At 63.8% G+C, this 25,404-nt stretch carries 20 protein-coding genes; 13 read left to right on the top strand and 7 right to left on the bottom strand.

The genetic code is table 11. The features are described from left to right. Positions 1-7 precede the first annotated feature (7 nt). On the bottom strand, positions 8-541 hold the full coding sequence (locus ACLI1C_RS12685) for a GNAT family N-acetyltransferase (protein ID WP_411397314.1): 534 nt from the start codon (positions 539-541) through the stop codon (positions 8-10). 212 nt (positions 542-753) lie between these two features. Beyond that, entirely contained in the window at positions 754-5,931 is a 5,178-nt protein-coding gene (locus ACLI1C_RS12680; RefSeq protein WP_411397312.1) for a hypothetical protein, read from the bottom strand. A gap of 368 nt (positions 5,932-6,299) precedes the next feature. Between ACLI1C_RS12680 and ACLI1C_RS12675 the strand changes: the two genes are divergently transcribed. The 6 genes from ACLI1C_RS12675 to ACLI1C_RS12650 all read left to right on the top strand — a co-directional run bounded on the left by ACLI1C_RS12675 (position 6,300) and on the right by ACLI1C_RS12650 (position 13,217). After that, a complete protein-coding gene (locus ACLI1C_RS12675) occupies positions 6,300-6,692 on the top strand; it encodes an Hpt domain-containing protein (protein ID WP_411397311.1) in 393 nt (130 codons plus the stop codon). Between the two features lie 318 nt (positions 6,693-7,010). Continuing rightward, a complete protein-coding gene (locus ACLI1C_RS12670) occupies positions 7,011-7,997 on the top strand; it encodes a GlxA family transcriptional regulator (protein WP_411397309.1) in 987 nt (328 codons plus the stop codon). A gap of 65 nt (positions 7,998-8,062) precedes the next feature. Further along, positions 8,063-9,844 carry a putative bifunctional diguanylate cyclase/phosphodiesterase gene (locus ACLI1C_RS12665; protein ID WP_411397308.1) on the top strand — a complete coding sequence of 594 codons (1,782 nt, stop codon included), beginning with the start codon at positions 8,063-8,065 and terminating at the stop codon, positions 9,842-9,844. Positions 9,845-10,061: 217 nt separating this feature from the next. Then, on the top strand, positions 10,062-11,663 hold the full coding sequence (locus ACLI1C_RS12660) for a peptide chain release factor 3 (protein WP_411397306.1): 1,602 nt from the start codon (positions 10,062-10,064) through the stop codon (positions 11,661-11,663). Next, positions 11,597-12,847, top strand: coding sequence for a class I SAM-dependent methyltransferase (locus ACLI1C_RS12655; RefSeq protein ID WP_411397305.1), 1,251 nt, complete (start codon positions 11,597-11,599; stop codon positions 12,845-12,847). The genes ACLI1C_RS12660 and ACLI1C_RS12655 overlap by 67 nt, the downstream gene beginning before the upstream one ends. A 49-nt stretch (positions 12,848-12,896) precedes the next feature. Further along, entirely contained in the window at positions 12,897-13,217 is a 321-nt protein-coding gene (locus ACLI1C_RS12650; RefSeq protein ID WP_411397303.1) for a 2Fe-2S iron-sulfur cluster-binding protein, read from the top strand. A 7-nt stretch (positions 13,218-13,224) separates the two neighbouring features. On the opposite strand, the gene ACLI1C_RS12645 is transcribed toward ACLI1C_RS12650, so the two are convergent. Beyond that, complete coding sequence (locus ACLI1C_RS12645) at positions 13,225-13,662, bottom strand: hypothetical protein (RefSeq protein ID WP_411397302.1); 438 nt, start codon at positions 13,660-13,662, stop codon at positions 13,225-13,227. 206 nt (positions 13,663-13,868) lie between these two features. Between ACLI1C_RS12645 and cysG the strand changes: the two genes are divergently transcribed. The 7 genes from cysG to ACLI1C_RS12610 all read left to right on the top strand — a co-directional run bounded on the left by cysG (position 13,869) and on the right by ACLI1C_RS12610 (position 20,870). After that, positions 13,869-15,269 carry a siroheme synthase CysG gene (cysG, locus tag ACLI1C_RS12640; protein ID WP_411397300.1) on the top strand — a complete coding sequence of 467 codons (1,401 nt, stop codon included), beginning with the start codon at positions 13,869-13,871 and terminating at the stop codon, positions 15,267-15,269. A gap of 4 nt (positions 15,270-15,273) precedes the next feature. After that, complete coding sequence (locus ACLI1C_RS12635) at positions 15,274-15,597, top strand: DUF2849 domain-containing protein (protein WP_411397299.1); 324 nt, start codon at positions 15,274-15,276, stop codon at positions 15,595-15,597. After that, complete coding sequence (locus ACLI1C_RS12630; RefSeq protein ID WP_411397297.1) at positions 15,584-17,242, top strand: nitrite/sulfite reductase; 1,659 nt, start codon at positions 15,584-15,586, stop codon at positions 17,240-17,242. The genes ACLI1C_RS12635 and ACLI1C_RS12630 overlap by 14 nt, the downstream gene beginning before the upstream one ends. Then, on the top strand, positions 17,229-18,503 hold the full coding sequence (locus tag ACLI1C_RS12625) for a phosphoadenylyl-sulfate reductase (protein WP_411397295.1): 1,275 nt from the start codon (positions 17,229-17,231) through the stop codon (positions 18,501-18,503). Before ACLI1C_RS12630 ends, ACLI1C_RS12625 begins: the two co-directional genes overlap by 14 nt. 75 nt (positions 18,504-18,578) lie before the next feature. Further along, entirely contained in the window at positions 18,579-19,604 is a 1,026-nt protein-coding gene (locus tag ACLI1C_RS12620) for an NAD(P)/FAD-dependent oxidoreductase (RefSeq protein ID WP_411397294.1), read from the top strand. A gap of 77 nt (positions 19,605-19,681) precedes the next feature. Further along, positions 19,682-20,002 carry a 2Fe-2S iron-sulfur cluster-binding protein gene (locus ACLI1C_RS12615; RefSeq protein ID WP_411397292.1) on the top strand — a complete coding sequence of 107 codons (321 nt, stop codon included), beginning with the start codon at positions 19,682-19,684 and terminating at the stop codon, positions 20,000-20,002. Between the two features lie 103 nt (positions 20,003-20,105). Beyond that, entirely contained in the window at positions 20,106-20,870 is a 765-nt protein-coding gene (locus tag ACLI1C_RS12610; RefSeq protein WP_411397290.1) for an EAL domain-containing protein, read from the top strand. A 16-nt stretch (positions 20,871-20,886) separates the two neighbouring features. On the opposite strand, the gene ACLI1C_RS12605 is transcribed toward ACLI1C_RS12610, so the two are convergent. From ACLI1C_RS12605 to ACLI1C_RS12590, 4 genes are all read right to left on the bottom strand, one after another. Beyond that, a complete protein-coding gene (locus ACLI1C_RS12605; protein WP_411397289.1) occupies positions 20,887-21,897 on the bottom strand; it encodes a YcjF family protein in 1,011 nt (336 codons plus the stop codon). Beyond that, on the bottom strand, positions 21,894-23,345 hold the full coding sequence (locus tag ACLI1C_RS12600) for a YcjX family protein (protein WP_411397287.1): 1,452 nt from the start codon (positions 23,343-23,345) through the stop codon (positions 21,894-21,896). The genes ACLI1C_RS12605 and ACLI1C_RS12600 overlap by 4 nt, the downstream gene beginning before the upstream one ends. Positions 23,346-23,434: 89 nt before the next feature. Beyond that, complete coding sequence (locus ACLI1C_RS12595) at positions 23,435-24,355, bottom strand: homoserine O-succinyltransferase (RefSeq protein WP_411397285.1); 921 nt, start codon at positions 24,353-24,355, stop codon at positions 23,435-23,437. Between the two features lie 67 nt (positions 24,356-24,422). Further along, positions 24,423-25,289, bottom strand: coding sequence for an ATPase (locus tag ACLI1C_RS12590; protein ID WP_411397283.1), 867 nt, complete (start codon positions 25,287-25,289; stop codon positions 24,423-24,425). Positions 25,290-25,404 lie beyond the last annotated feature (115 nt).

Genomic DNA, 25,404 nt, shown 5'->3' with positions numbered 1-25,404 from the left:
GAGATGATCAATTTGATCGTGTCAGTTGAAATCGACGCTGAGTGATCTCCTCGTTGCGAGACATGGAGAATACTCGAACGTCCTCCAACCGGCTGAACCCTAGCCGCGTGAGAATTGCGGCCGAAGCGGGGTTGTCGTCAGCGCACCCCGCTCGTAGCGCGTTCAGGCCGACATCTTTCATCGCGAACCCTACCAGCCGTTCCGCGGCCTCAAGGCCGAAGCCGCGACCCCACATTGGCCGGTCGAGCCAATAGCCAATCTCCCCCTCGTCATCCGCGATATCGAACACATCACAGACGCCTATAAAACGGCCCTCGAAGGTGATCGCCAGGCGATAGGCGCTACCGTTACGCCACTCCTCAGCGTGGCCCCGAAACCAGTTCGTCATTTTCTCTGGATCGGGCGGGATCGTTGCCGAAACGAGGTTGCGAGCGACTTCGTGGTTGGATCTGATTTCGAGCGCGCGCGCCACATCCTCCGGTTGGGTTGGGCGAAGGGCAAGGCGCTCGGTCAACAAACGGAAGGAAGGACTATGATCCATTGTTGACCTCTGAAGCGGTTAGATCGGATGGGAGCTCTGAAGCGACACAAGCCTGGGGCAGCGCTGTTGGCACACTAGGGCGATCAGCGAGTGTCCGGCAATGGGGTGCCGCTCCCGCCAACAGGCCGCTTCTCGGGTTGACCTGATCGCGCCAGCCACAAACGAAACGGCCCCGGTTTCCCGGGGCCGTTTTCAATTCAGTCGGGTGAACCTCAGTTCAGCCTGCCACTCGCATGGGCGAGGGTGGTGTAGACCTTGCCGCGGTCCGAGAGCAGGTATTCGCGCGTTTCGGCGGCCGGGTTGGCGCCGGCGGCGGCGCGCTTCAGCAGCTGCTCGAATTCCGACATATAGGCCTGCGCGGTGCGGGCGAAGTCGGGTTCGCGCTGCAGCTTCTTGCGCACTTCGTCATAGGTGCCCTGGCCGGCCAGCGTGTAGATGCGGCGCGAGAACACGTTGGATTCCCCGGCCTGGTAGCGGGCCCAGGCATCGGCCAGCGCATTGTCGTCGATCGAGCGGGCGATTTCTTCGGTCAGCCCGGAAAGGCCCGACTGCTGCGGCTGGGGCTGGCTGCCCTGCTGCTTGGCTGTGGCATTGCGCAGCACGTCACGCAGCCACCCGCCTTCGCCCGGGGCGACGGGTTCGGCCTCGGCGACGGCGGCCGGCTCGGCGTGACGCACCGGCTCGGCATGCCGTACCGGTTCGGGGGCGCGGAAGGGTTCGGGCTGGCGCTCGACGGTGCGGATCGGGTCGACCAGCGTCTGGCGGGCCGGCTCCGGGCGATAGGTTTCGCGGGCCGGTTCGGGCTGGCGCGGCGGCGGCTGGTAGGCCGGCGCCTCGTTGCGGGGCTCGGCGCGCAGGGCAGGGCGCTGCGGGCGGCGGTCATTGAGGTCATGCGTCGCCGGCTGGCTGCGCACGATGGCGTTGAGCTCGCTGAGCGCCTCGATCTGCTCGGCCACGACGCGGCGCATGGCAGCGGCGCTGGCACGGGTTTCCTCGGGCAGTTCGTTGACGCCGCGGGCCAGTTCGGCGCGGGTGGCTTCCAGTTCGCTGCCCACTTCGCGGGCGGTTTCGCGCATGGCGCGCGCCGTGTCGTTGAAGCGCAGGGTGGCTTCCTCGATGGCGCGCTGCATTTCCTCGGCCATCTGCTGCTGGGCCTGCTGCAGGGCTGCGGCGGCGCGGCGGCTTTCGGCATCGGCGGCCTGGCGGAAGCCGCCCATCTTTTCGTTGACTTCGCCCGTGGTCTCGTCCAGCGCGCGGCGGAAGGTGCCGGCATTGGTAGCCACGGCGTTGCGCACCGAGGCGGAGCTGTCATTGATGGTTTCGGCCAGCGTGCTGGTGGTGGAGTTGAGCACGTCGGTCACGCTGCCTGCGGTGGACGCCAGCACTTCGCTGACATGGCTGGCATTGTCCTCGAGCGCCAGGCGCACCGAGGATGCGGTCTTGTTGAGCGCTGCGGCGGCGGCGTCAGCAGCGCGCTGCACGGCGCTGTCGACCTGGCTGGCATTGGTCTGCAGCGCTTCGGTCACGGTGCTGGTCGAGGCCTCGATGGTCTCGACGATGGTGCCGGTGGTGGCGGACAGGGCGTCATCCATAGCGCGGCGGGCCCCGATCAGGCGGCGCTCGGTGTCATTGACCGTATCGGCGATCGACTGCGCGAACATGCGCATGCGGCCATCGATATCGTCGGCGCGGGCGGCAAAGCTCTGTGCCAGCGCGTCCATGGCGCCGCGGCGGTCTTCGAGGGTCTGCAGTGCGCCGTCGCTGGTGGTGGCCAGTTCGGTCGAGGCGCGGGTCATCTGCTCGGCTTCCGCGTCGAGGCGCCCGAGCACGGTCGAGAACTCGTCGACCATGCTGCGGATGGTGGTCTGCAGGGCGCCGACATGCTGGCTGACCATGGCGCCGGCCTGTTCGGTCTGGCCGATGGCGTCGCGCACCGTGTTGGAATAGGTGGCGGTCTGCTGGGCAACGCTGGTTTCCAGGTTCGCCAGGTTGGCCGTCGAGGCGTCGAGCACGCGCTGCAGCAGCAGGTTGGAGTCGTTGAGCTTGCCGAGTGCAGAAGTGACGTCGGTGAGGATGCGCGAGGTGGAAACCGCCATGATGGCTTCGGCTTCCCTGGCATTCTCGCCCAGGGCGTCACGCAGCAGATTGCCATGGCTCATCAGCGCGCCCTGCAGCTGCTCGGACTTCTCGGTCACGAGGGTGGCGAAGGCGCTGGTGTGCTGTTCCACGGAGCGGTTGATGTCGCTGAGACGGGTCTCGATGCTGTCGACCGCGCCCACGGCCTTGACGGTCAGCAGGTGATCGATGTCGGTTGCGGCGATGCGGATCTGCTCGAGCGCGGTGCGGACCGCGCTGTCCATGTGGTTGGCCGTGTTGGTGATATCGGCCACGATGTTCTGGCTGGCCGCATTGATGCGGGTAGCAATGGTTTCCTCGATGCGGTCGGCGCCAGCCTCGAGATCGGTCATGGACTGGGTGATCGAGGTGTTGATCGAGGCATTGAGCGCGGCGAGGCGCTCCGCCGTGATATCGGCGCGGGCCGTGATGGCCTCGGGCAGGGTGCCCAGGCGCTGGTCCACCATTTCGGTGATGGCGTCGCGGGCCGAGTTGACGCCGCTCTCGATGAGCAGGGCGGCGCGGCGGGCGCTTTCGCTGACCGAGGTGCTGGCCGAGTCGATGCGCGCAGTGACGCCGTGTTCGGCATCCGAGAGGCGGGCGATGGCGCTGTCCAGGCCCTGGCCCAGATTGCTGTTGAGCTCGGCCACCCTGTCGGCGATCAGCGTCGACATCGAGGTCACGCGCTCGCCCATATTGTCGGTGGCCTCCCGCAGCGAGCCGTCGATCTTGGCGCGGGCTTCCTCGCCCTGCAGGGCGATGGTGTCGGCAAGCTCGGTCGTGCGCATGCCGATGGTCTCGCCGATCGAGGCCGTGTGAGTGGCAAGCGTATCGGACAGGGCCTGGGTCCGCTGGCCGAGCGCTTCGGACAGCTGCTGGGTGCGGGTGGTAACGGCCTGTGCCAGCTGCGCGGTGCCGCCATCAAGGGCGGAACGCAACTCGAGCGAGCGGCTGTCGAGTTCGCCGGTCAGCGTGCCGGTGCGCTCCTCGATCTGCGCGACGAGAGAGGTCGTGCGTTCGTCGAGCTGGCTGGACAGCGTGCCGGTGCGTTCATCGAGCTGGGTGACCAGCGTATCTGTCCGGTCCTCAATCTGGCTCACCAGCGAGGTGGTGCGTTCGTCGAGCTGGCTGGCGAGGGTGCCGGTACGGTCCTCGATCTGGGTGACCAGTGCGATGGTCCGCTCTTCCAGCTGGCTGGACAGCGTGCCGGTGCGCGAGTCGATTTCGAGCGACAGCGCAGTGGTCTTTTCCGACAGCGTATCGGCAAGCCGCTGGGTGCGACCGGCAATGGCCTGGTCGAAGGCGCCGGTGCTTGTGGTCAGGGTCTCGCCCAGTTCCTCGCTGCGCGCGCGGATGGTGTCGCTGAGTTCCTTGGTCCGGCCGTCCAGCGCTTCGGCGATGATGCCGGCATGGCCTTCCAGCGATTCCGAGATTTCGCGGGTGCGGTGGCTCAGGCTCTCGGTGATGGCCTTGGTCCGTGCGCCCAGCACTTCGCCCATTTCGCGGGTGCGCTCGGCAACCACGTCGTTGAAGCGGCCGGATTCCTCGTTCAGCGCCATTTCGAGCACATTGGCCCGGGCGGCAAAGCTGGTGCCCTGCTGTTCGAGGCGGGCGATCAGCGCGTCGCCCTTGTCGCCGATGACATCATCCAGCGTGTGCAGGCGGGTGTCGAGAATGCTGGCAATTTCGGTGAGGCGTGCGTCGAACTGGCCCAGGGAATCCTGGCCAGCGGTGGCCAGCGTGATGCGGGCGCGTTCGGACGTATCGTCCAGCGCGCCGTTGATCTCGATCACGGCCGACTGCAGGCGGCTGTCCATCGCGTTGAGCTGGATGGAGACGGATTCGTCGAGCTGGCGCGTCAGGGCGCTGAGCAGCACCTCGGCTTCGCGCGAGCGGGCGGTGATGTCCTCGGCAATACGCTGGCCGATCATGTCCAGCCCGCCGGTCACTTCGTGGCCGCGGTCGCGCAACTGGTCGAGCAGGGAAGCGCCGCCATCGGTGAGGAGCGTCGAGAGGGCCGCGGTGCGTTCGTCCAGGGCGGAAGCGAGCTCGCCGCTACGGGTTTCGATCAGGCCGGCAATGGCCTGGCTGCGGTCTTCGAACGTCCCGGTCAGGACAGCCGTGCGCTCCTCGATGGCCTGGGTGCGCGAGTCGATGGCATTGGCGATCGAGCTCGAATGCGCGTCCAGCGCATTGGTCAGCGAGGCGATGCGGCTCTCGACGCCATTGTTGAGTTCGGCGGCGCGCTCATCGAGCGTACGGGCCATGGTGGCGGTCTGGTCTTCAAAGGTCAGCGAGAGGCGGCTGGCGCTCTCGTCCAGCGCGCCGATGAAGTCGGTCGTGCGATTGTCCACCAGAGATACGAAGCTCTCGGTGCGCTCGCCAAAGGTATTGGTCAGCGTATTGCCGGCCGTCTCCAGCGCGCGCGTCAGGCTGCCGCCGCTCTCCACGATCGTGCCGGCAATGCGCTGGCTGATCATGTCGAGGTCGAAGACCAGGCCGGTATGGCTCTCGGTAATGGCTTCGCGGACGCGTTCGGTATTGGTCAGCACGCTTTCGCGCTGGCTGGCCAGTTCGGCGATCAGCGCACGCATGCGTGATTCATTGTCCGAATAGGTGCGTTCGAGCGCGGTGACCTCGTTGTGGATCATCACTTCGAGTTCGCCGGCGCGCGAGAGGGCGCGCTCCAGGCCATCGCCCAGGGCGTTGACTTCGCGGCGCACGGCCTGGCCAACCGAGGCGACCTTGTCGGCCGCCGTCACTTCCGGCTCGGCCAGGCGCATGGCGGCCTGGGTGATGGAGGAGGCAGCATTGCGCAGGTCCTGCGCGCGGCGGAACAGGGTGGCGACGGCGAAGAAGCCAAGCACAGGCAGGAAGGCGATCGCCACCAGGGCGATGAAATCGATCGTGCCGACAAACTGGCCGAAATTGGACAGCTGCGGCCCGTAGCGCAACCAGGCGCCGGCGCCGGCTACGGCGAGCCAGATGATCGAGAGCAGCAGCGCAATCCAGGTCGGCGTGGCCGAGGAGCGGCTCTGCAGGTTGTAGAGAATCTTGGAGGTCGGGAAGCGGTCGTCATTGGCGACGGGGCCGGCATGCTGGGCGATCTTGTCGGCGGCGCGCAGGCGTTCGGACCGGACGCTGTCAGACGATCGCTTTTCGGCGGCCTGCTGCGGCGCGCTATCGAGGCTGAATACCGATTCCTTGAGAGCGTCTTCAACCGCTGAGAAAGCCAGCGCTGCGGGATCGTTACTGGGGGTCGGATTCTTCGCCATACTCTTTACAACTCTCGCGTCGGCTTCACAGCAACAAGGCGGACAGTAGGAGTTGTTATGACACCGCACCCGTTTCCGGTCGCATGGTCAAATGGAAACAATTCGATGCAATTGCCCCGCATCGTCCCCCCAACCCTCGCCGCCGCGCGCTGGTTCAAAGCCCATTAATACATTCAATTTGATGCAATCCGAGCGTTTTCTTACCCAAAGGTTAATTTTTTGGGGAAGAAGCGGGGCCATCAAAACCGCTCAACCAAGGCGAAGATATGGCTTAATCACCTGTTCACCCGGTCCCACTAGGCTGGCCTCGTGTGGTATTGTCCGTTGGTGCGGACGCGTCGCCACATCCAGTGTGTGGAGCAGCCAGAATGGCGTTGAAAGCAATAGCGGTCGAAAAGCTCGACACGATTGGCCAGGTGCGTGCCGCGCGGCCCATCGATCTGGTTCATCTGGCCAAGCAGTGCCTGGGCGACGAGAATCTCGAAGTCGAAGTGCTCCGCCTGTTCGACACCACCATCAAGACCTATTTCGGCCGGCTCGAACTGGCCGCCAGCTATGACGATCTGGCGCTCAACCTGCATTCCATCAAGGGTGCTTCCGCCGGCGTCGGCGCCTGGACCATTGCCGATCTGGCCAAGGCCTGTGAAGTCGAAATCCAGGCCGGTCGCCCGCTCGCCCCCGAACGCATTGCCGATCTCGGCATGGCGGTAGAGGAAGTCCGCGGCTTCATCGCCGACATGCTGGGCAAGCAGCAGGACTGACGGCGAGCCATTGGCGCCGTTCCGGATGTGTGCCCGCTGAGATCGGGAAACCAAGCGCTCGGGGTCATTGCCACGCCCACAGCGGAGGTCTACGTGAATGGCGGGCTCAGCTGTCTTCAGCCTTGTGGTGCGTGGTTGGGATAAGGTGTAGCCTGCTGCGCAACGAGCGGCTCTCCCAACGACGACCGAGGTCGAGCGTATGGGGGCGTGGCAACCAGATCCGGAGCTGTTTCTCTCGATCCGACAGCGAATTGCTGCGACTGGCCGGCGGCCAGCCGTCGGAAATGCACACTTCCACCTTCCGTGCGGAGGCATCGGATGCAGGTCGTCATCTTCGTCCCATCCAACGTTCACGCCCTGGAGCTTGCGGGCTTGACGGACGTGTTCGCTGAGGCAAACGCCCGCGCCGCCGAGAAGTTCTATGAAGTCACGATCGTCGCAGAGGACGACAGCCCCGTGCGCTGTGGGTCGGGACTGACGGTCCTGCCTGACATCGCCTACTTCGCCAGCCAGGGCACTCCGGATACGCTTCTGGTGGCAGGAAGCGTCGGAGTGCCCACTGCACCCGGACAGGCCGTAGTCGCCTGGCTAGCCCAGATGGCCCCACGTACGCGACGCTACGGTTCGGTTTGTACAGGTGCCTTTATCCTGGGCGACGCAGGCCTGCTTGTCGATTGCCGGGTAACCACGCATTGGCAGTTCGCATCCTTGCTCGCGGAGCGATTCCCCGATGCCCGGGTAGAGGGTGACCACGTGTTTGTCCGCGACGGAGCCTTGATCACATCCGCTGGCTCAAGCGCGGCGATTGACCTGGCCCTTTCGCTCGTCGAAGAGGATCTCGGCCGTGAAGTCGCGCTTTACGTGGCGCGCCGCCTTGTAGTGTTCCTGAAGCGACCTGGCGATCAGTCTCAGTTCAGCGTGCATCTGGCCGCGCAGGCCCTTGATCGCAGCCGGCTGAACCGAGTGCAGCAATACATCCTCAATCATCCGACGGCAGATCTGTCCGTCGATGCCTTGGCCAAGATCGCTGCAATGAGCGTGCGCAATTTCACACGCGTCTTCAGCCAAGAGATCGGAATTCCACCTTCCGAGTATGTCGACCTTACCCGGATCGATGTCGCACGCCATCTCATCGAAGGCAGTCGGCTGACTGTCGATGCAATCGCCATGAAGGCCGGATTCGGATCAGCACGGGCGATGCGCCGCGCGTTTCTCGCCCATCTCGGGGTGACACCATCGGAGTACCGGGAGCGCTTTGTGACCTCGGGGAATGGCGCAAGATCACCTTTGTCCGATCCCGTCTGACGATTGGCTGGAAACGACCGGTGCCTTGGATTGTCCTGTGACGCCGGGCACCCCACTCTTGGGCCATGGAACAGTTCGAGAAATTGGTGGCGGCGGAATATGCCCGGTCCGTCCGGCTGGTCGGCGGCGATCCCGGTCCGGCGGCTCACGACACTCCTCAGTGGAGTTTGCCGAATCTCCTGGACGCTTTGCCCGATGGCGTTGCCATTGCGCGGGTTTCGGACGAGGGCGCGCCGCTTGCCTACGTGAACGCGGCCTTTGAGGAGCTGACCGGTTATGCGCGTGAAGAGGCGGTGGGCAAGGACTGTCGCTACCTCCAGGGCAGCGAACGCGATCAACCAGAGGTCGCGCAGATCCGCGACGCCATGAAGGCCGCCGCGCCGGTAGATGTCACCCTGCGAAACTACCGCAGGGACGGATCGGCCTTCTGGAACCGCCTCAGCCTCAGGCCGATCGACGTTGGAGGAGACCTTCTCTACCTCGCCGTTCTGCGCGACGTCTCAGCCATCCGCGAGGCGGAAACGGCGCTGGGTCGCGCCGCCAACATCGATGCTGCGACCGGGTGCCTCAACCGCCAGTCGTTCATCGTCAGGGCGGAGCAGTGCTCCACCCATCCCGGCCCAGTGCTGATCGTGAAGGTCGATGCTGTCGGCTTTCACGACGTCAATACCAGCTATGGTTTTGATGTCGGGGATGCCTTGCTGCAGGAGACCGGGCGCCGGCTGCGGGGCACCGGCGCGGGGCTGGTCGCGCGGATGGGCGCGAACGAGTTTGCGCTGGCATTCGAGCTGGCTGATGAGGCGGTGGGGCTCAAAGTTGTCGGCAACGTTGCCGCCGTGCTCGATCCCGATTTCGCCGTCCCGGGGGCCAATATCTCGCTGCGCTTTGCGATCGGCTATGCCATCGGCGAGCGAAACGGCAGTTCGCTTTCCCTGCTCAGGAATGCCGGCACAGCGCTGCGGGCGGCCAAATCGGACCCGCTCGGAGGGCCGCGGCAGTTCAGACGAGCAGACGCCGAAGAGGCATCGCGCCGGGTGCGGATGACCAGGGAGCTCAAAGTCGCCATCGCAAACGACGAGTTCGTCCACCATTTCCAGCCCCAGATTGACCTGATCACAGGCGATTGGGTGGGCGCCGAGGCGCTGATCCGATGGAACCACCCGCTATTCGGCAGCCAACCACCAGCGCGCTTCATCGAAGCTGCCGAGCGCACGGGTCTCCTGCTTGACCTCAGCGAGCAGGGGCTTGCTCGCGTCGCCGCCTTCGCCCGTCGGGTGAATAAGCGGCGCGAACGGCCGTTGCGTTTCTCGTTCAACGTGTCTGCGACCGAGTTTCTGCACCGCGACATGGCGGCGCTACTGGATCAGATCCTGCGCCAGGCAGATGCCGAACCCAGCTGGCTCACGCTGGAGATCACCGAAAGCGTTTTGCTGGAGAGCAGCCCGCACGTCCTGGACGCGCTTCGCCGGCTGCGCGGTCTAGGTGTTGGTCTTTCAGTGGATGATTTCGGGACAGGCTATTCCAGCCTGCGACTGATCGAGACATTCCCGGTGACCGAGATCAAAATCGACCGCAGCTTCGTGACCGACCTTGTCGGTAGTACATCCAAGACGGTGATTGTGCGGTCCATCATCGATCTCGGACGCGCGCTCGGCCTTGCCGTGGTGGCTGAGGGGATCGAGGACGATGCGCAGCGAACGCTATTGGCCGGCATGGGGTGCCCGATTGGACAAGGCTACCTGTTCGCGCGCCCCATCGACGCTGAAGACTTTGCCGCAGCCTGCGCGGGCAATGAAGCAACCGAACACGGTGATCGTACCGGAGCCATCGATCGGCCTTGGCCGTAGAGAGGTCCTCGCGCCAGATGGACCTGGATGGAGCCCCGAACATCTCTGTGACCGAAACCTTCCCGTCTGCTACCCACCCCGCTTCGGACGCGGCACTGACCGGGCTCACTTCTTCGACTGTCTGCCGCCCTCCAATTTGACCCTCTCCCCACCATCCCCTATATAGCGGCGCAACCTTGCCGCGCATGTGCTGCGGCCACACAGTCCAGCAGTTTCCATGTCCCTGTCTTCCGCTGCCGAGGCCGCGCCCCGGTCCAATGCCGAACCCTTCCGCACCCGTCGTACCTTTGCGATCATTTCGCACCCGGACGCCGGCAAGACCACGCTGACCGAGCGCCTGCTCGCCGCGGCCGGCGCGATTCAGTCGGCCGGCGCGGTGCGCGGCAAGGCGGGCACGCGCTCCACCCGCTCGGACTGGATGGAGATGGAGCAGCAGCGCGGCATTTCCATCACCTCGTCGGTGATGACCTTCGACTATGACGGGCTGACGCTGAACCTGCTCGATACGCCCGGCCACTCCGACTTTTCGGAAGACACCTATCGCACGCTGACCGCCGTCGACGCCGCCATCATGGTGATCGACGCGGCCAAGGGCATCGAGAGCCAGACGCTCAAGCTGTTCGAGGTCTGCCGCCTGCGCGACATCCCGATCATCACCTTCATCAACAAGGTGGACCGGGAGGGCCTTGCTCCGCTCGACCTGATCGACGAGATCCAGGGCAAGCTGGCGCTCGATCTCACCCCCGTGCTGTGGCCGATCGGGCAGGGCGTCGACTTTCATGGCTACCTCGACCTGCTGGAAAAGCGCGTGCTTTCGCCCCAGGGCAAGCCCGTTGCCGAATACAACGAGATCGAAGACCTGCTCGACAACGAGGCCCTGGTTGATGATCCGGTCTTCATGATCGCGCTCGAGACGCTCGAAATGGCGCGGGCCATGCTGCCGCCCTTCGACCTCGAAACTTTCCATGCCGGCCACCTGAGCCCGGTCCTGTTCGGCTCCGCGCTCAAGGGCATTGGCGTTGCCGAATTGCTCCGCACCCTGGGCGAATGGGGCCCCGAGCCGCGGCCGCAGCCAGCCATTCCTGCGCCGATCGAGCCGTCCGACAAGAAGGTCACCGGCTTCGTGTTCAAGGTGCAGGCGAACATGGACGCCAATCACCGCGACCGTATCGCCTTCGTCCGGCTCTGCTCAGGCACCTTCACCCGCGGCATGCGCCTCAAGAACGTTCGCTCGGGCAAGGACATGGCGGTGTCCAATCCGATGTTCTTCTTCGGCAATGACCGTGAACTGGCCGAGCAGGCGGTGGCCGGCGACATTGTCGGCATTCCCAACCACGGCACGCTGTCGGTGGGCGACACGCTGACCGAGGGCGCCACGATCAATGTCACCGGCATTCCCAACTTCGCGCCGGAAATCATCCGTCGCGTCCGTCTCACCGATCACATGAAGACCAAGCAGATGGCCAAGGCGCTGTCGGACCTGGCCGAAGAAGGCGTTACCCAGGTGTTCCGCCGCGTCGTCGGCGCCGACTGGATCGTCGGCGTGGTCGGCCAGCTGCAGCTGGAAGTGCTGAGTTCGCGCGTCGCCAAGGAATACGGCGTGCCGATCACCTTCGAAAGTCTCAACTACGAAGTGGCCCGGTGGATCGAGAGCGACGACCCCAAGGAGCTCGACCGCTTCATCGCCGCCCAGAAGATGAACATTGCGGAAGACCGCACCGGCGCGCCGGTTTTCCTGGCGCAGAATGCCTGGTGGGCCGATCGCGCCAAGCAGGATTTTCCCAAGATCCGCTTCCTCACGACCAAGGAACGCCATTGAGCGCCCCCGAACGCATTGAGGAGTTCCTCTCGGCTGTCAAATCCGCGTTCATTAGCGGTTCATTGTTGCGGCTGAAATTGGGCGGCTATCACGGCCAGGAGCCGGATCTGAAGTCGATCGACGTCAAGAAGATCGCGGTCAAGGGCGGGGATAAGTTCAGCTTCACCTTCCACTACAAGACGCGCGACATCATCAAGAACCACATCCAGCCCGAGGCGATCGGCCATCTGCGCACGGCGCTCCGGGATGAGTTCCGCAGCGCCCAGCTTTCGACCACCGAGTTCGACATGAGCTTCGAGCGCAATGGGGACAAGGTGCGGCTCAAGCGCAGCGAAGTAGCCGGCCGCGAGGCGCCTTCGACCGAGCACAACCGCGCCAAGAACCGCCCGCTTGCCACCAGTGACAAGCCCTATCTGCAGGCCCTGGGCATTACCGGCAAGGACGGGGTCGTCCGTAACGATGCGCAGGATAAGTTCAGGCAAATCAACAAGATGGTCGAGATCTTCGCGCCATTGATTCAAGCGATCAAGGCCGAAAAACCGCGCATCGTCGATATGGGGGCGGGCAAGGGCTATCTTGATTTCGCCCTTTATGACTACCTCGCCAATGTGGCCCAGCGCCCCGCCGAAGTCATCGGCGTCGAGATGCGGGACAAACTGGTGGAAGACGGCAATGCTACGGCAGCCCGGTCCGGATTTGACGACCTCAGTTTCGTGCCCGGCACCATTCTCGATTATGACGCAGCCGGCGCCGATGCGGTCATTGCGCTGCATGCCTGCGACACGGCCACCGACGACGCGATCTTCAAGGGGATAAGTGCCGGCGCATCCCTGATCGCCGTCGCCCCCTGCTGCCACAAGCAGATTCGCCGCCAGATGGAGGCCGGAAAGCCCGAGGACAAGTTGGCTATCCTCCTCCGGCACGGCATCTTCATGGAGCGTCAGGCGGAGATGGTCACCGACGCCTTGCGGGCTCTGCTGCTGGAGCTAAACGGCTATCGCACAAAGGTTTTCGAGTTCGTTTCGGATGCGCATACGCCCAAGAACAACCTGATCGTCGGCGAAAAAGACGGTCGGGTCGGTCGCGACCGGGATTCTATCCTCAGGCAGATCGCCGAGACCAAGGCGATGTTCGGCATCGAGAAGCATTACCTGGAAGAGCTGCTGGGGCTCCAGCCTTCCTAAACCTCCTGCCATCCCCTATATCCGTCCGACACAGCAAGCCCTGAGACCCATGACCAAGATCACCTTTGTCCAGCAGGACGGCGAACGCATTGAAACTGAAGGCCAAAATGGCGCCACCGTGATGGAAACCGCCATCATGAACGGCATTCCCGGCATTGTCGCGGAATGCGGCGGCGCCTGCACCTGCGCCACCTGCCACGTCTATGTCGACGACGCCTGGACCGAAACGGTCGGCGGCCCGTCGAACATGGAAGAAGACATGCTCGACTTCGCCTTCGACGTGAAGGCACAGAGCCGTCTGAGCTGCCAGATCAAGGTCAGGGACGAACTCGACGGACTGGTCGTGCATGTCCCGGTCCGGCAGGGATAAAACGGGACTAGTCGCAGCGCGTGAACGCGAACGGCTCGCCCCAGTCGGCCTCAGGCTCCACATCCGCCTCGTACAAATGGAAGCGGTCGCGATCCACCCAGACGGAGAAGTATTCCGGGCCGCCCGCGATAGGGCGCCAATGGGTGCGTCCGTCGCGCGCCATTAGTTCGGTCGCCGCTTCGGGCTCCGGATCCTTGGGGCCAAGATAGAATATGTGCGTCTCGTCGGGCGCTTCGATGCGGACGGGCAGGGCGCAGGTCGCGTATGTGGTGGTCGGCTGGCCGGCCTGTTGCATCGACCATTGGCCGGCAAAGGGCGCCGACTTGCCGTCTTCGACGTCGATAATGTTCGCGCGTGGCCACGGCGTCAGGCCCAGTGGCGTTGGTACGGCAGTGACCAGGAAAACCAGGGCAAGAGTGGACCGTATCGCGTGCCGCCGCCGCATTTCATCTGCTCCATGGCCATCGCCCAACGCGCAAAATTTTCTCATGGCATCCCAAGCAAAGATTCTTTTAGCGGCTCTGGCCTAAACCCATGCGTCGCGTTCCAAGCGGGAGCCCCGCAGGGAAATATAAAAGCTATTGAATTTCAACGCCTTGTCCCGCGGGGCTGGTTTGGATTATTTTCCCAGCATTCATCATCAGGGTTCCAATGGGTCAACTCAACACATTTCCGTTGAGCTACAAGGTTCAGGGTCTGCGCATCGTCATCGTCGGCGGTGGTGAAGAAGCCCTCAACAAGGTCCGGTTGGCAACTAAGACTACCGCCCAGGTCGTGATTGTGTCGCGCCACATCGAGGCTGACTTCAGCGGCTTTGCGGTGAAGCAGGTCGAGCGTGCTTTCGAGCCAGCCGATCTTGATGGCGCAGCACTGGTATTCGTAGCCGAAGAAGGTGTCGACGCCGAGCTGGCCAAGGCCGAGGCCCGCGCCCGTGGCATTCCGCTCAATGTGGTCGACGTTCCTGCCGAGTGCGACTTCTATACACCCTCCATCGTTGAACGCGCGCCGCTGACCATCGCCATTTCCAGCGAGGGCAATGCCCCGGTGCTGGCGCGGCTGGTGCGGGCACGCATCGAGGCCATGCTGCCGCCCGGCTTCGGCAAAATCGCGAGTTTGGCCGGTCGGTTGCGCCAACGGGTTGAGAGCGTGATTCACGATGGCGCTGCCCGTCGCCGCTACTATGAGGCACTGGTGACGTCGCCGCAGGTCGAATCCGCCGTGGCCGCCAGCCCGATTGCCGGGCAATACCAGGCTGAACTGCTGCTCGAGCAGCATGTCCAGGCTGGTTCAGCCAAGGGTGTTGTCTGGCTGATCGGTGCCGGACCCGGCTCGGAAGACCTCCTCACCCTGCGCGCGCAGCGGCTGCTGCAGGAAGCCGATGTCATCGTGTATGATCAGCTCGTTCCCACTGTCGTTGTCGATATGGGCCGTCGCGATGCCGAGCGGATCGATGTCGGCAAGGCCAAGGGTCATCACAGCTTCTCGCAGGCCCAGATCAACACGTTGATCGTCCGGCTGGCGGGGCAGGGCAAGCGCGTGGCGCGTCTTAAGTCCGGCGACCCGATGGTGTTCGGCCGGGCCGGCGAGGAAATATCCGCGCTCCGCAAGGCGGGGATACCCTATTCCATCGTCCCCGGCATCAGCGCGGCCTTGGCGGCCGCGGCCGATACGGCGACGCCGGTCACCCTGCGGGGTGTGTCGAGCGGCTTCATCATGGCGACGGCGCATGGCGCCGATGACAGCGACCTGCAGCACTGGGCGGCTCTGGCGCGATCGGGCCTGACCTTGGCGCTCTATATGGGCAAATCGATTGCATCCGACGTCGCAGGACGCCTGGTCGCGCATGGCGCGAGCCCCCTCACGCCGGTGGGCATTGTGGTCAATGCGGGACGTCCCGATGCGACAGCATATGGCGGCACCCTGCGATCCCTGATGGATGGCGACGGTACATTTGTGGATGGCCCGGCCATCATTCTGGTGGGCGAAGCGGTCGCGGCGGGAGATTGGGCTGCGGCGGCCCAGTTCTCCGCGCAGAACTTCAAGGTAGCGTGACGACATGGAAATTCTGACTGGCAATGAGCTGATTTCGGGGGCGACGGTCTATCTCGACGCGTCGGGTACCTGGGTCGAGGACCTGCAGGCGGCGCGCATCTTTTCCAAGGAAGAGACTGCCGAGCGCGACGCAGCCCTCGCCGCGACCAAGGCCACCGGCCGCGTGATCAGCCTCGAAATCGAAGAAGTGACGCAGGACCAGGGACGTATCGTTCCCAAGCGCCTGCGCGAACGCATCAGGGCAGCGGGTCCGACCGCGCCCTTGACATTGAACGGCGAGATCTACGACCGCCAGCATCTGGGTGAGGACGGTCATGTATCGATATGACGAATTCGACGCGGCTTTCGTTGCGGGCCGCACCGCGCAGTTTTCCGACCAGGTGAAACGCCGCCTGTCAGGCGAGCTGACGGAAGACCAGTTCCGCCCGCTCCGCCTGATGAACGGGCTCTATCTGCAGCTGCATGCCTACATGCTCAGGATCGCGGTACCCTACGGCACGTTGTCGTCCAAGCAGATGCGCATGTTTGCCCATATTGCCCGCACCTATGACCGCGGCTATGGCCACTTCACCACGCGCCAGAACATCCAGTTCAACTGGCCCAAGCTCAAGGATATTCCCAAGATCCTCGAAGAGCTGGCGAGCGTGGAGATGCACGCCATCCAGACCTCGGGCAATTGCATCCGCAATGTCACGGCAGACCATTTTGCTGGCGCGGCCGCCGACGAGATCATCGATCCGCGCCCGATCGCGGAAATCCTGCGCCAGTGGTCGAGCCTGCATCCCGAATTCTCGTATCTGCCGCGCAAGTTCAAGATTGCCATTACCGGCGCGCCGAACGATCGCGCCGCCATCCGCTTCCACGATATCGGCCTGCAGGCCGCGACTAATGCTGCTGGCGAAATCGGCTGGGAAGTCTGGGTCGGTGGTGGTCTTGGCCGCACGCCGATGATCGGCAAGCTGATCAACAGCTTCGTCCCCAACGAGCACCTGCTGGCCTATCTCGAGTCGATCATGCGCGTTTACAACCGCTATGGCCGCCGGGACAACAAGTACAAGGCGCGCATCAAGATCCTGGTGCATGAGGAGGGACTTGAGACCATCAAGGGGCAGGTGGAGGCCGAGTTCGCCGAGGTCCGTGGCGGCGTGCTCACTCTGCCGGCAGAGGAGGTCGATCGCATCACCGCCTATTTTGCGCCGCCCCAATTTACCGCGCAGCCGGCAACCAAGATTGATGTTGCCTACCAGTCGATCATCGATCCTGCCTATGGCCGCTGGCTCGACCACAATATCAACTCGCATCGCGAGCCCGGCTATGCCTCGGTCACCATTTCGCTCAAGCCCGTTGGCGGTGCTCCGGGCGACGCGACCGACAAGCAGATGGACGATATAGCCGATATTGCCCAGCGTTACGCGTTCGACGAACTTCGCGTCACGCACGAGCAGAACCTGGTCTTGCCGCATGTCGCCGTGGCCGATCTCCGGGCGGTTTATGAAGCTCTCGTCGCAACGGGTCTGGCCGAAGGCAATACCGGGCTGATCACCGACATGATCTGCTGCCCGGGCCTCGATTTCTGTGCCCTGGCCAATGCGCGCTCGATCCCGCTGGCGCAGGAAATCTCCCGCAAGTTTGCCCAGCCAGAGCGGCAGGCGGAAATCGGTGATCTCAAGATCAAGATTTCCGGCTGCATCAATGCCTGCGGCCACCACCATGTCGGCCATATCGGCATTCTCGGCGTCGAGAAGAAGGGTGGCGAACTCTACCAGATCACCCTGGGCGGCGACGCCACGGAGAGCGCATCGGTGGGCAAGATCATCGGGCCGGGCTTCGAAGCGGAAGCCGTGCCGGGCGCCATTGAAACGCTGGTCGATACTTATATCGCAAAGCGCGAGAGCGCCGGAGAGACGTTCATTCAAGCATATCGGCGTCTAGGGGAAGCGCCATTCAAGGAGGCCCTCTATGGCGCTACCTAAGCTTGCACATACCCCCGCCGCGCACGACAAGCTGCGCGCGCTGGGTATTCTGGCCCTCAACGGCATGTTCGACGAGATGGATGCCGTTGGCGTGTTGCGCCAGGCAGCCACCGATGTGCTGCCCGGCGACCTTGCCATCGTTTCGTCCTTCGGCGCGGATTCGGCCGTGCTGCTGCACCTGGTGGCGCAGGTTGATCCCAGCCTGCCGGTCTATTTCCTCGAAACCGGCAAGCACTTTGCCGAGACGCTGGACTATGTCGAGACGCTCAAGAAGCACCTTGGCCTGATCAACGTCCACGCCATCCACCCCAATGCCGCCGATGTGCAGCGCTTTGACCCCAATGGTGATCTCTGGGAGACCGACCCGGATTCCTGCTGCCATATCCGCAAGACCGAGCCGCTGGAGCCGATCACCGAGCAATATGGCGGCTGGGTGACCGGGCGGAAGCGCTTCCAGACCAAGGAACGCGGCGTGCTGCCGCATTTCGAATTGACCAGCGATGATCGCATCAAGGTCAACCCGCTGGCCTATTTCAACGATGCCGATGTCAACCAGTACAAGATAGACCACGGCTTGCCCGAGCATCCGCTGTTCGCTAAGGGCTACAAGTCGATCGGTTGCGCGCCCTGCACCTCGGTGGTTGCCGAAGGGGAGGACCCGCGCGCCGGACGGTGGCGCGGCCTCAACAAGAAAGAGTGCGGCATCCATTTCGATTTCAACGGAGCGATTGCCTCGCCGATGACCGCTGCCACCCGACATACGCTGTGGAAAGACGGCGCCTTCATTGCCGACCCCTTCCACGAATGGGCCGATGACAGCGATCCGGCAACCGCCAACTACAAGCACGTGCCGCTTGCGGTGTTCCTGGCCAATCGCGATGCCTTCCTGGCCAATCCGCACCCGCTTGGGCTGCTGGTGGTACCGGGTGATCGCATCGAGGATGTCGAGGCCGACCTTGGCCGCTTTGCCTCGATCGCCATCAAGTTCCCGGCCTTTTCGGACGGGCGTGGCTATTCCACGGCGCGCCTGCTGAGCGAGCGCTTCAACTATTCGGGCGAAATCCGGGCGGTCGGCGATGTGCTGCAGGACCAGATCCCGCTGATGCGCCGCTGCGGCATCAATGCCCTTGTGGTGACCCACGAACCGACCCGCGCCGCGCTACTCGAGAACCGCCTGCCAGAAGTGGCGATCTTCTACCAGCCGGTGGGCACCACCGAGGTGCCGGTCGGCACGCGCCCCTTCCTCCGCCGCGTTTCCTAGGCTAAGCGGATCGCGTCGCTCATATATTCAACCCGGGGTCCTTGAAACTCCGGCGAAAACGGACTTCGAGACGAAATGACCACTGAAATCACCACCGATGTCGTCGTCATCGGCGCCGGCCCCTGCGGGCTGTTCGCGGCCTTCGAACTGGGCCTGCTCGATATCAAATGCCATTTCATCGATATCCTGGACCGTCCCGGCGGCCAGTGCGCCGAGCTCTATCCGGAAAAGCCGATCTACGACATTCCCGGCTTTCCGGTGGTGACGGGCCAGCAGCTGACGGACAACCTGATGGCGCAGATCGCGCCCTTCGCTCCCGAATTCCACTTCAATCGGATGGTCAATTCGATCGACAAGCAGGACGATGGCAGCTTCCGGCTGGCGACTGATGCGGATGAGATCTTCCACACCAAGGTGGTGGTGATTGCCGCCGGCGGTGGTTCCTTCCAGCCCAAGCGCCCACCGGTCGATGGCATCGAGGAATTCGAGAACAAGTCGGTGTTTTATTCCGTCCGCAAGATGGACGACTTCCGCGGCCAGGACGTGGTGATTGTCGGCGGCGGGGACTCCGCGCTCGACTGGACGCTCAACCTGCAGCCCATCGTGCGCTCGCTGACGCTGGTGCATCGCCGCGCGGTGTTCAAGGCGGCACCGGCTTCGGTCAACAAGATGCAGGAGCTGGTGGGCGAGGGTAAGATCAATTTCCTCACTGGCCAGATCGCCAAGCTCGACGGCGAAAATGGGCAGATCAACCATGTGCATCTCACAACCGATGCGGGCGATCTGTCAGTTCCCGCAACGCGCTTGCTGCCTTTCTTCGGGTTAACCATGAAGCTTGGCCCGGTCGCCGACTGGGGGCTCGAGCTCAACGACAACACCATCGTGGTCGATACCGAGAAGTTCGAAACCTCGGTGCCTGGCATCTTTGCCATCGGCGATATCAATTCGTACCCGGGCAAGCTCAAGCTGATCCTCAGCGGCTTCCACGAGGCCGCTCTGATGGCGCAGGCTGCCAAGGCCATCGTTTCGCCAGGCGAGCGCGTGGTGTTCCAGTACACGACTAGCTCCACCAAGCTGCAGAAGAAGCTGGGCGTCGCCTAGGCCCAAGGATGTAGGGTGCTTCCCTTGCGGGAAGCATCTGTGCGGGGTATGGACGCCCCGTTGTTGAGGACATGCGCATGATCATCCACGTCACCGACCAGGCCGGGGAAAGCCACGAGCTCGAAGGGCTCGATGGCTGGCGCGTGATGGAGGTCATCCGGGACTGGGGCCTCAACATCAAGGCCGAGTGTGGCGGCGCGCTGAGCTGCGCCACCTGCCATGTCTATGTCGACAAGGATTGGCTCGATGTGGTCGGCGGGCCCAGCGACGAGGAAGAGGACATGCTCGACAGCGTCGGTGATGTCCGCGCCAACTCGCGCCTCTCCTGCCAGATCCTGATGAGTGACGCGCTGGATGGACTCAAGCTCACCCTGGCGCCGAGTGCCGCCAAGGATTGACCTTCAGTCCTGCAAATAAAGCCGCATTGGCAATTGTTTAAGGTCTCTTTGGCAGGGTGTCTGTAGCGTCGCTATTGTCATCTTTTCGGAGCCAGATTTTTCAATGGCCGCTGCTGGTTGCGCAGGTTGTCGCAATGCCGACGCCTCCGCCTTTTCCATCCCCTTCACCATGGCTTTCCAGCCAATCGTCGATCTGAGTGCTGGCAAGATCTGGGGCTACGAAGCCCTGGTCCGCGGTGTGGCCGGCGAGGGCGCGCCCACTGTCCTCAGCCAGGTCACCGATGAAAATCGCTATACGTTCGACCAGGCCTGTCGCGTCAAGGCGATCGAGCTCGCCGGCAGCCGCATCGCCGGTGGCGACAGCAGGCTCAGCATCAATTTCATGCCCAACGCCGTCTATGAGCCCAAGGCATGCATCCGTGCGACGCTGGAAGCGGCCAACCGCATGCAGTTCGATCCCCGCCGCCTCATGTTCGAGTTTACCGAGAATGAGCGCATGGAAGATGTTGGCCATGTGAGCCACATCGTCGCCGAATATCGGCGCATGGGGTTCATGACGGCGCTCGACGATTTTGGCGCCGGCTATGCCGGGCTTGCCCTGCTCTCACGGTTCCAGACCGATCTCATCAAGATCGACATGGAGCTGCTCCGCGGCGTGGAAGCGTCCGGGGTCAAGCAGGCCATCATCCGCGGACTTGTCGGGATCGCCGCCGAACTCGATATCCTGTTGCTCGCCGAGGGCGTTGAGAGCGAGGCGGAGATGCAGATGCTGAAGTCAGCCGGCATCCACCTGTTCCAGGGCTATTATTTTGCCCGGCCTCAGTTCGAGACCTTCCAGACAATGCAGGAACTGACCAGCCTGACCTAAGTCGAACTCCGCGTGCCTATTTGGCGGCGTCCCCGGTCAGCCTGGTGAGCTCGGGAATGAAATCCCGTACCACCGGCTGGGGCTGTGTTTCGAAGGGCAGGGGCCGGACCACGCGCATGGCCGCGATACCGACGCGTACCGTCATCAGGCCGTTGACCACGCCTTCGCCCAGCCGCGCTGAAAGCTTGGCGGCGATGCCCTGACCCACCAGCTGCTCGACAATGCCATCGGTGAGCACCAGCCCGCCGGTGACGGCCAGGTGCGCCAATACGGCACCGGTGAGCCTCCAGAAGCCGAAGAAGCCTGGGCGAGCCCCGTAGAGGGCCGCAATCGCGCCGGCAAGGCGAATGCTCTCATAGATGACGAAGGCGATATCGACGAGCGCGCGGGGCGAGACCGCGGTGACCAGTGCCACGCGACGGGCGGACGCTGCTGTCAGCACTTTGGCCCGCGCGTCGAGCGGGCTCATCAGGCTGCGCTCTGCCAGGGCGATCATCTCGTGGCCGTCGAACAGATGCGGCAGGTGGTCGGTGACCGATTGGCGTGCTCGGGCCAGGTCGGGGCGATCGGCATAGATGGTCGCCAGGCTGTCGACGACATGCCTGGCGGCGTGGGAATCGTTTTCGGCGGTTGCAGCGGCGGCGTCGCGGCGCAGTGCATCGAGCACGCGCAGTCGGCGCAAGGCGAAGATTTCGCGTGCCGCCAGGGCCACGACCGCGACGAGGAAGGCGCCCAGCGCGCCAAGACCGACCCAGCCCAGCCATTCATTGGCGGCGAAGAGATCGCGGATCAGCCGGTCGGCCGCCAGCCCCAGGCCTGCCGAAACCAGGATGCCGCCGGTGGTCCAGGCGAGGCGACCCAGCCAGCCCATGCGACGCGGCGGCGGCGCCACCAGCGTCTCATCGATGTCCGGATCGAAGGCGGGTTCGACGACGTCCACCTTGGCGGGCGCAAAGGCGCGCGGGGTCCGGGCGGGTTCGGCGAGTTCGGTCGGCGATGCGGTCGGGCGGGCGATCGGGCGTTTCATGCGAGCCAGTCTCCCACCAGATAGTCGAGTGCCCGGTCGAAGCGGATATGGGGCAGCACCACCTCGCCATTGGCATTGCGCTCCAGCTTCCGTGGCGGGGTGAAGCGCAGGAAGTTGAGCGACACGGGCGTGCCGTTTTCGAATAGTGAATCCGGACGTTCCGGCAAGTCACCGGGAAACAAGGCGATTTCGGTCTTGCCGTCATAGGTCGCGCCGTCGAGCGTCTCGCCCTGCATTGGCGTGCCGATGATGGTGGGGAGCGTCTCTCCGCCCTCGTTGATCGTGCCCTCGCGGGTGGCGCGAATGCCAGCCAGGGCGATGGACTTGGTCTCCGCACCAGCGAAGCGGGCGCGCTTGCTCGCATTGGCCACCAGCCGGTTGAGAATGGCCTCGAGCCGGTCATGGCTGGTGTGGTGCACGTGATCGGCCTTTGTCGCGGCAAAGAGGATGCGGTCGATCTTGCGCACGAAGGGGCGGAGCAGGGGATTGGTCTCGCCCTGACGGAAACAACTCATGACGGCGGTCAGCGCCGTTTCAAGATCGGCCACCGCCGTCGGCCCGGCGTTGAGGGCCCGCAGGGTATCGACCAGCACGATCTGGCGATCGAGCCGGGCGAAGTGGTCGCGGAAGAAGGGGCGTATGACCCGGTCCTTGTAGGCCTCGTAGCGATGCTCCAGCATGGCGTAGAGGCTGGTGCCGCGCATGGTCTGCGCGGGACGCGGCAGCGGCGCGAAGGTCAGCGCCGGAGAGCCCTCGAGATCGCCCGGCAGCAGGAAGCGCCCGGGCGGAAGGGTCGACAGCGCGCCATGTTCGCGGCTGCGGCGCAGATAGCCGGTAAACGTTGCCGCCAGCTTTTCCGCGTCGGGGTCGTTGGCATCCTTGTGCGGATCAATATTGGCCAGCAGGTCGAGGAAGGGCTTGGCCTCCTTGCCGGAATCGGGACGGCGTGCCCGTCCCAGGGCCTCCTCGCTCCATTCGGCAAAGCTCAGGCCAAGTAAGGGCAGGTCGAGCAGCCATTCGCCGGGATAGTCGACGATATCGAGATTGAGCGTCGACGGGCCGGTCATGCCGGAATACCAGTTCTTGGACTGGAACTTCAGCACCACGCGCAGCTGGGAAATGCGCCGCGTGCTCTCGGGCCAGACGGCCGTCTTGGCGGTCAGTGCCTCAAGATGCTGCTCATAGGCAAAGCGCGGAATGGTGGCGTCGGGATATTCGGCGAGCCTGGCGCCGATAAAGCGCCCCTCGGCAAGCGGGGTGAAACCGGGCATGCGGCCGCCGGTCAGCAGGTTATGCACCAGCGCGGTGATGAAAATGGTCTTGCCGGCCCGGCTGAGGCCGGTGACGCCCAGCCGCAGGGTCGGGGTGAAGGCCCCCGTCGCGGCATCGGTGAGATTGGAGAGGGCGATGCCCAGTTCATCGACGATGGTGGTGGGGGGCTGGGGCACGCGCTGGTCTCTCGGTCAGTCCGCAAGATAGGGATTTGTCCGGCGCGTTCAAGCGGCGAAGAGGCCGGCCCAGGCGGGCCGGCCCCCGATCAGCGGTCGGCGATACCGATCTGGGTCATGTCGTAGGGCGTGGTCTGGTAGATTTCGTTGATCCAGTTCTGGAACAGCAGATGTGCATGGCTGCGCCAGCGGTTCTCCGGCGTCGCGCTGGTATCCCCGTTGGGGAACAGGTTTGCCGGCAGCGGCGTATCGAGACCGGCCTTGATGTCCCGCTCATATTCGTCGGCCAGCGAGCGATTGTCATATTCCAGGTGATTGAGGAAATGCACCGCGCGGTGCTTCTTGTCGCCCAGCATGCAGACGCCGATCTCGGCATTGTCGATCAGTACTTCGAGGTCAGGCCCCAGCGTCGTCCGGTCAATATCGTTGTAGCGCGACACGGGGATCATCGGGCTGTCCGAGAAGCCGCGCAGAAAGGGCGAGCGCGGGCTGGTCACCTGATGGCGGAAGACACCGAAGGCCTTGCTGGCCATGCGGTAGCGCCGCGCAGCATGGAAATGATGCAGAGCCGCCTGGGCACCCCAGCAGATGAACATGGTGTGGTGCACATTGGTCTGCGTCCAGTCCATGATCTCGACCATTTCGGGCCAGTAGCGCACCTCCTCGAAGGGAATGTTGGCGATCGGCGCCCCGGTGACGATAAAGCCGTCGAACCTGGCGCTGCGGACCTCTTCCCAGGTCTTGTAGAAGGTCTTGAGATAATCCTCGGACGTGTTCTTGGACTGGTGGTCGGTGACCCGCACCAGCGTCAGTTCCACCTGCAGCGGCGTCGAGCCGATGAGGCGGGTGAACTGCGTCTCGGTGCGCTCCTTGTTGGGCATCAGGTTGAGCAGGCCGATGGAGAGGGGGCGGATATCCTGGCGCGCGGCGCGCGTGGAATCCATCACATAGACACCCTCGTCCTCTAGGGTCTTGCGGGCGGGCAGGTTGTCAGGAATTCGAATAGGCATATCAGCCTCTTAAGCGAGAATGATCGGAAAGCGATTCAGGCGTCGCGCGTCTCCCTCTGGGAACGCGCTAACGCATTCGCTTTTCGATCGCGGCGGCCATGAGATCGATGAACTCGTCGCCGTCGCGCACCGTGGCGAGGTCGGAAGCCTCCACCACATAGCCAAAGTTGTCCGCGAGCTGCTGGTAGCGGGGCAGCCGGTCATGCAGCAGGGCTTCAAAGCCCCATGCACCAAAGCCAAGCGGGTCGACGTCGCAATCCTCGACGATGCCGTGGATCAGCTTGTACTCGGCCCATTTCTCCAGCAGGAATTCGGGCCGGTAATACATCGGCTTGGGGCTCTGCTTGAAGCGGCGCACCAGTTCGGCGGCATCCTTGCCGGTGCCGCGGATGTAGAGCAGGGCCGTCGACGCCGCCAGCGTCTTGACCACCGGATCCTCAGGATCGGCAGGGTCGACAACCTCGATCAGCGAACCGCCGGTATCGGCGATGAAATCGTCGTAGCCATAGAGCGCCTTGGCGCGCTCGATGAAGTGGGGCACGTCCTTGAGCGCGGCGATTTCGGCAATGCGATGCTGCTCCTGCCGGCGCTGGTATTCGGCCAGCGGCAGGCCACCCTTGTCGGGGTTGCCGGGCGTGCCGAGATAGCTCGAGAGCGGGTCGAGATTGTCGAAGGTCAGGTTGGACGAGATGTAGATGGAGTCCGAGCGCAGCAGCCCGGCCAGGAAGGGAACCTTCATGGCCTCGCGCTTGAAATTGTCGACGATGAACTCGCCCATATAGCGCGTGCCGATGCGGTAGTCGGCCGAGTAGTGAAACCAGTTGCTGGCGCGCAGCATGGCCGAGAGGCGCGTCTTGCCGACGCCGGCCATGCCGAACACGGTCACGGCGCGGCGAGGCGCTTTGACGAACTCATCGGCATTGGAAAACAGCATGGCACGCCCCGGAACTATGGTTCCTGCATTACTGCAACCGCCCCGTGTTCACAAGCGGGCGGCAATTTCTGCCGGTGGCTCGGACTCAATTGCCGAGATGCCGCCACATTTCGCG

Source organism: Devosia sp. XGJD_8, assembly GCF_046614475.1.
Lineage (GTDB): Bacteria > Pseudomonadota > Alphaproteobacteria > Rhizobiales > Devosiaceae > Devosia.
The sequence above is the reverse complement of the archived record's forward strand: the minus strand, read 5'-3'. Positions and strand labels throughout refer to the sequence as shown.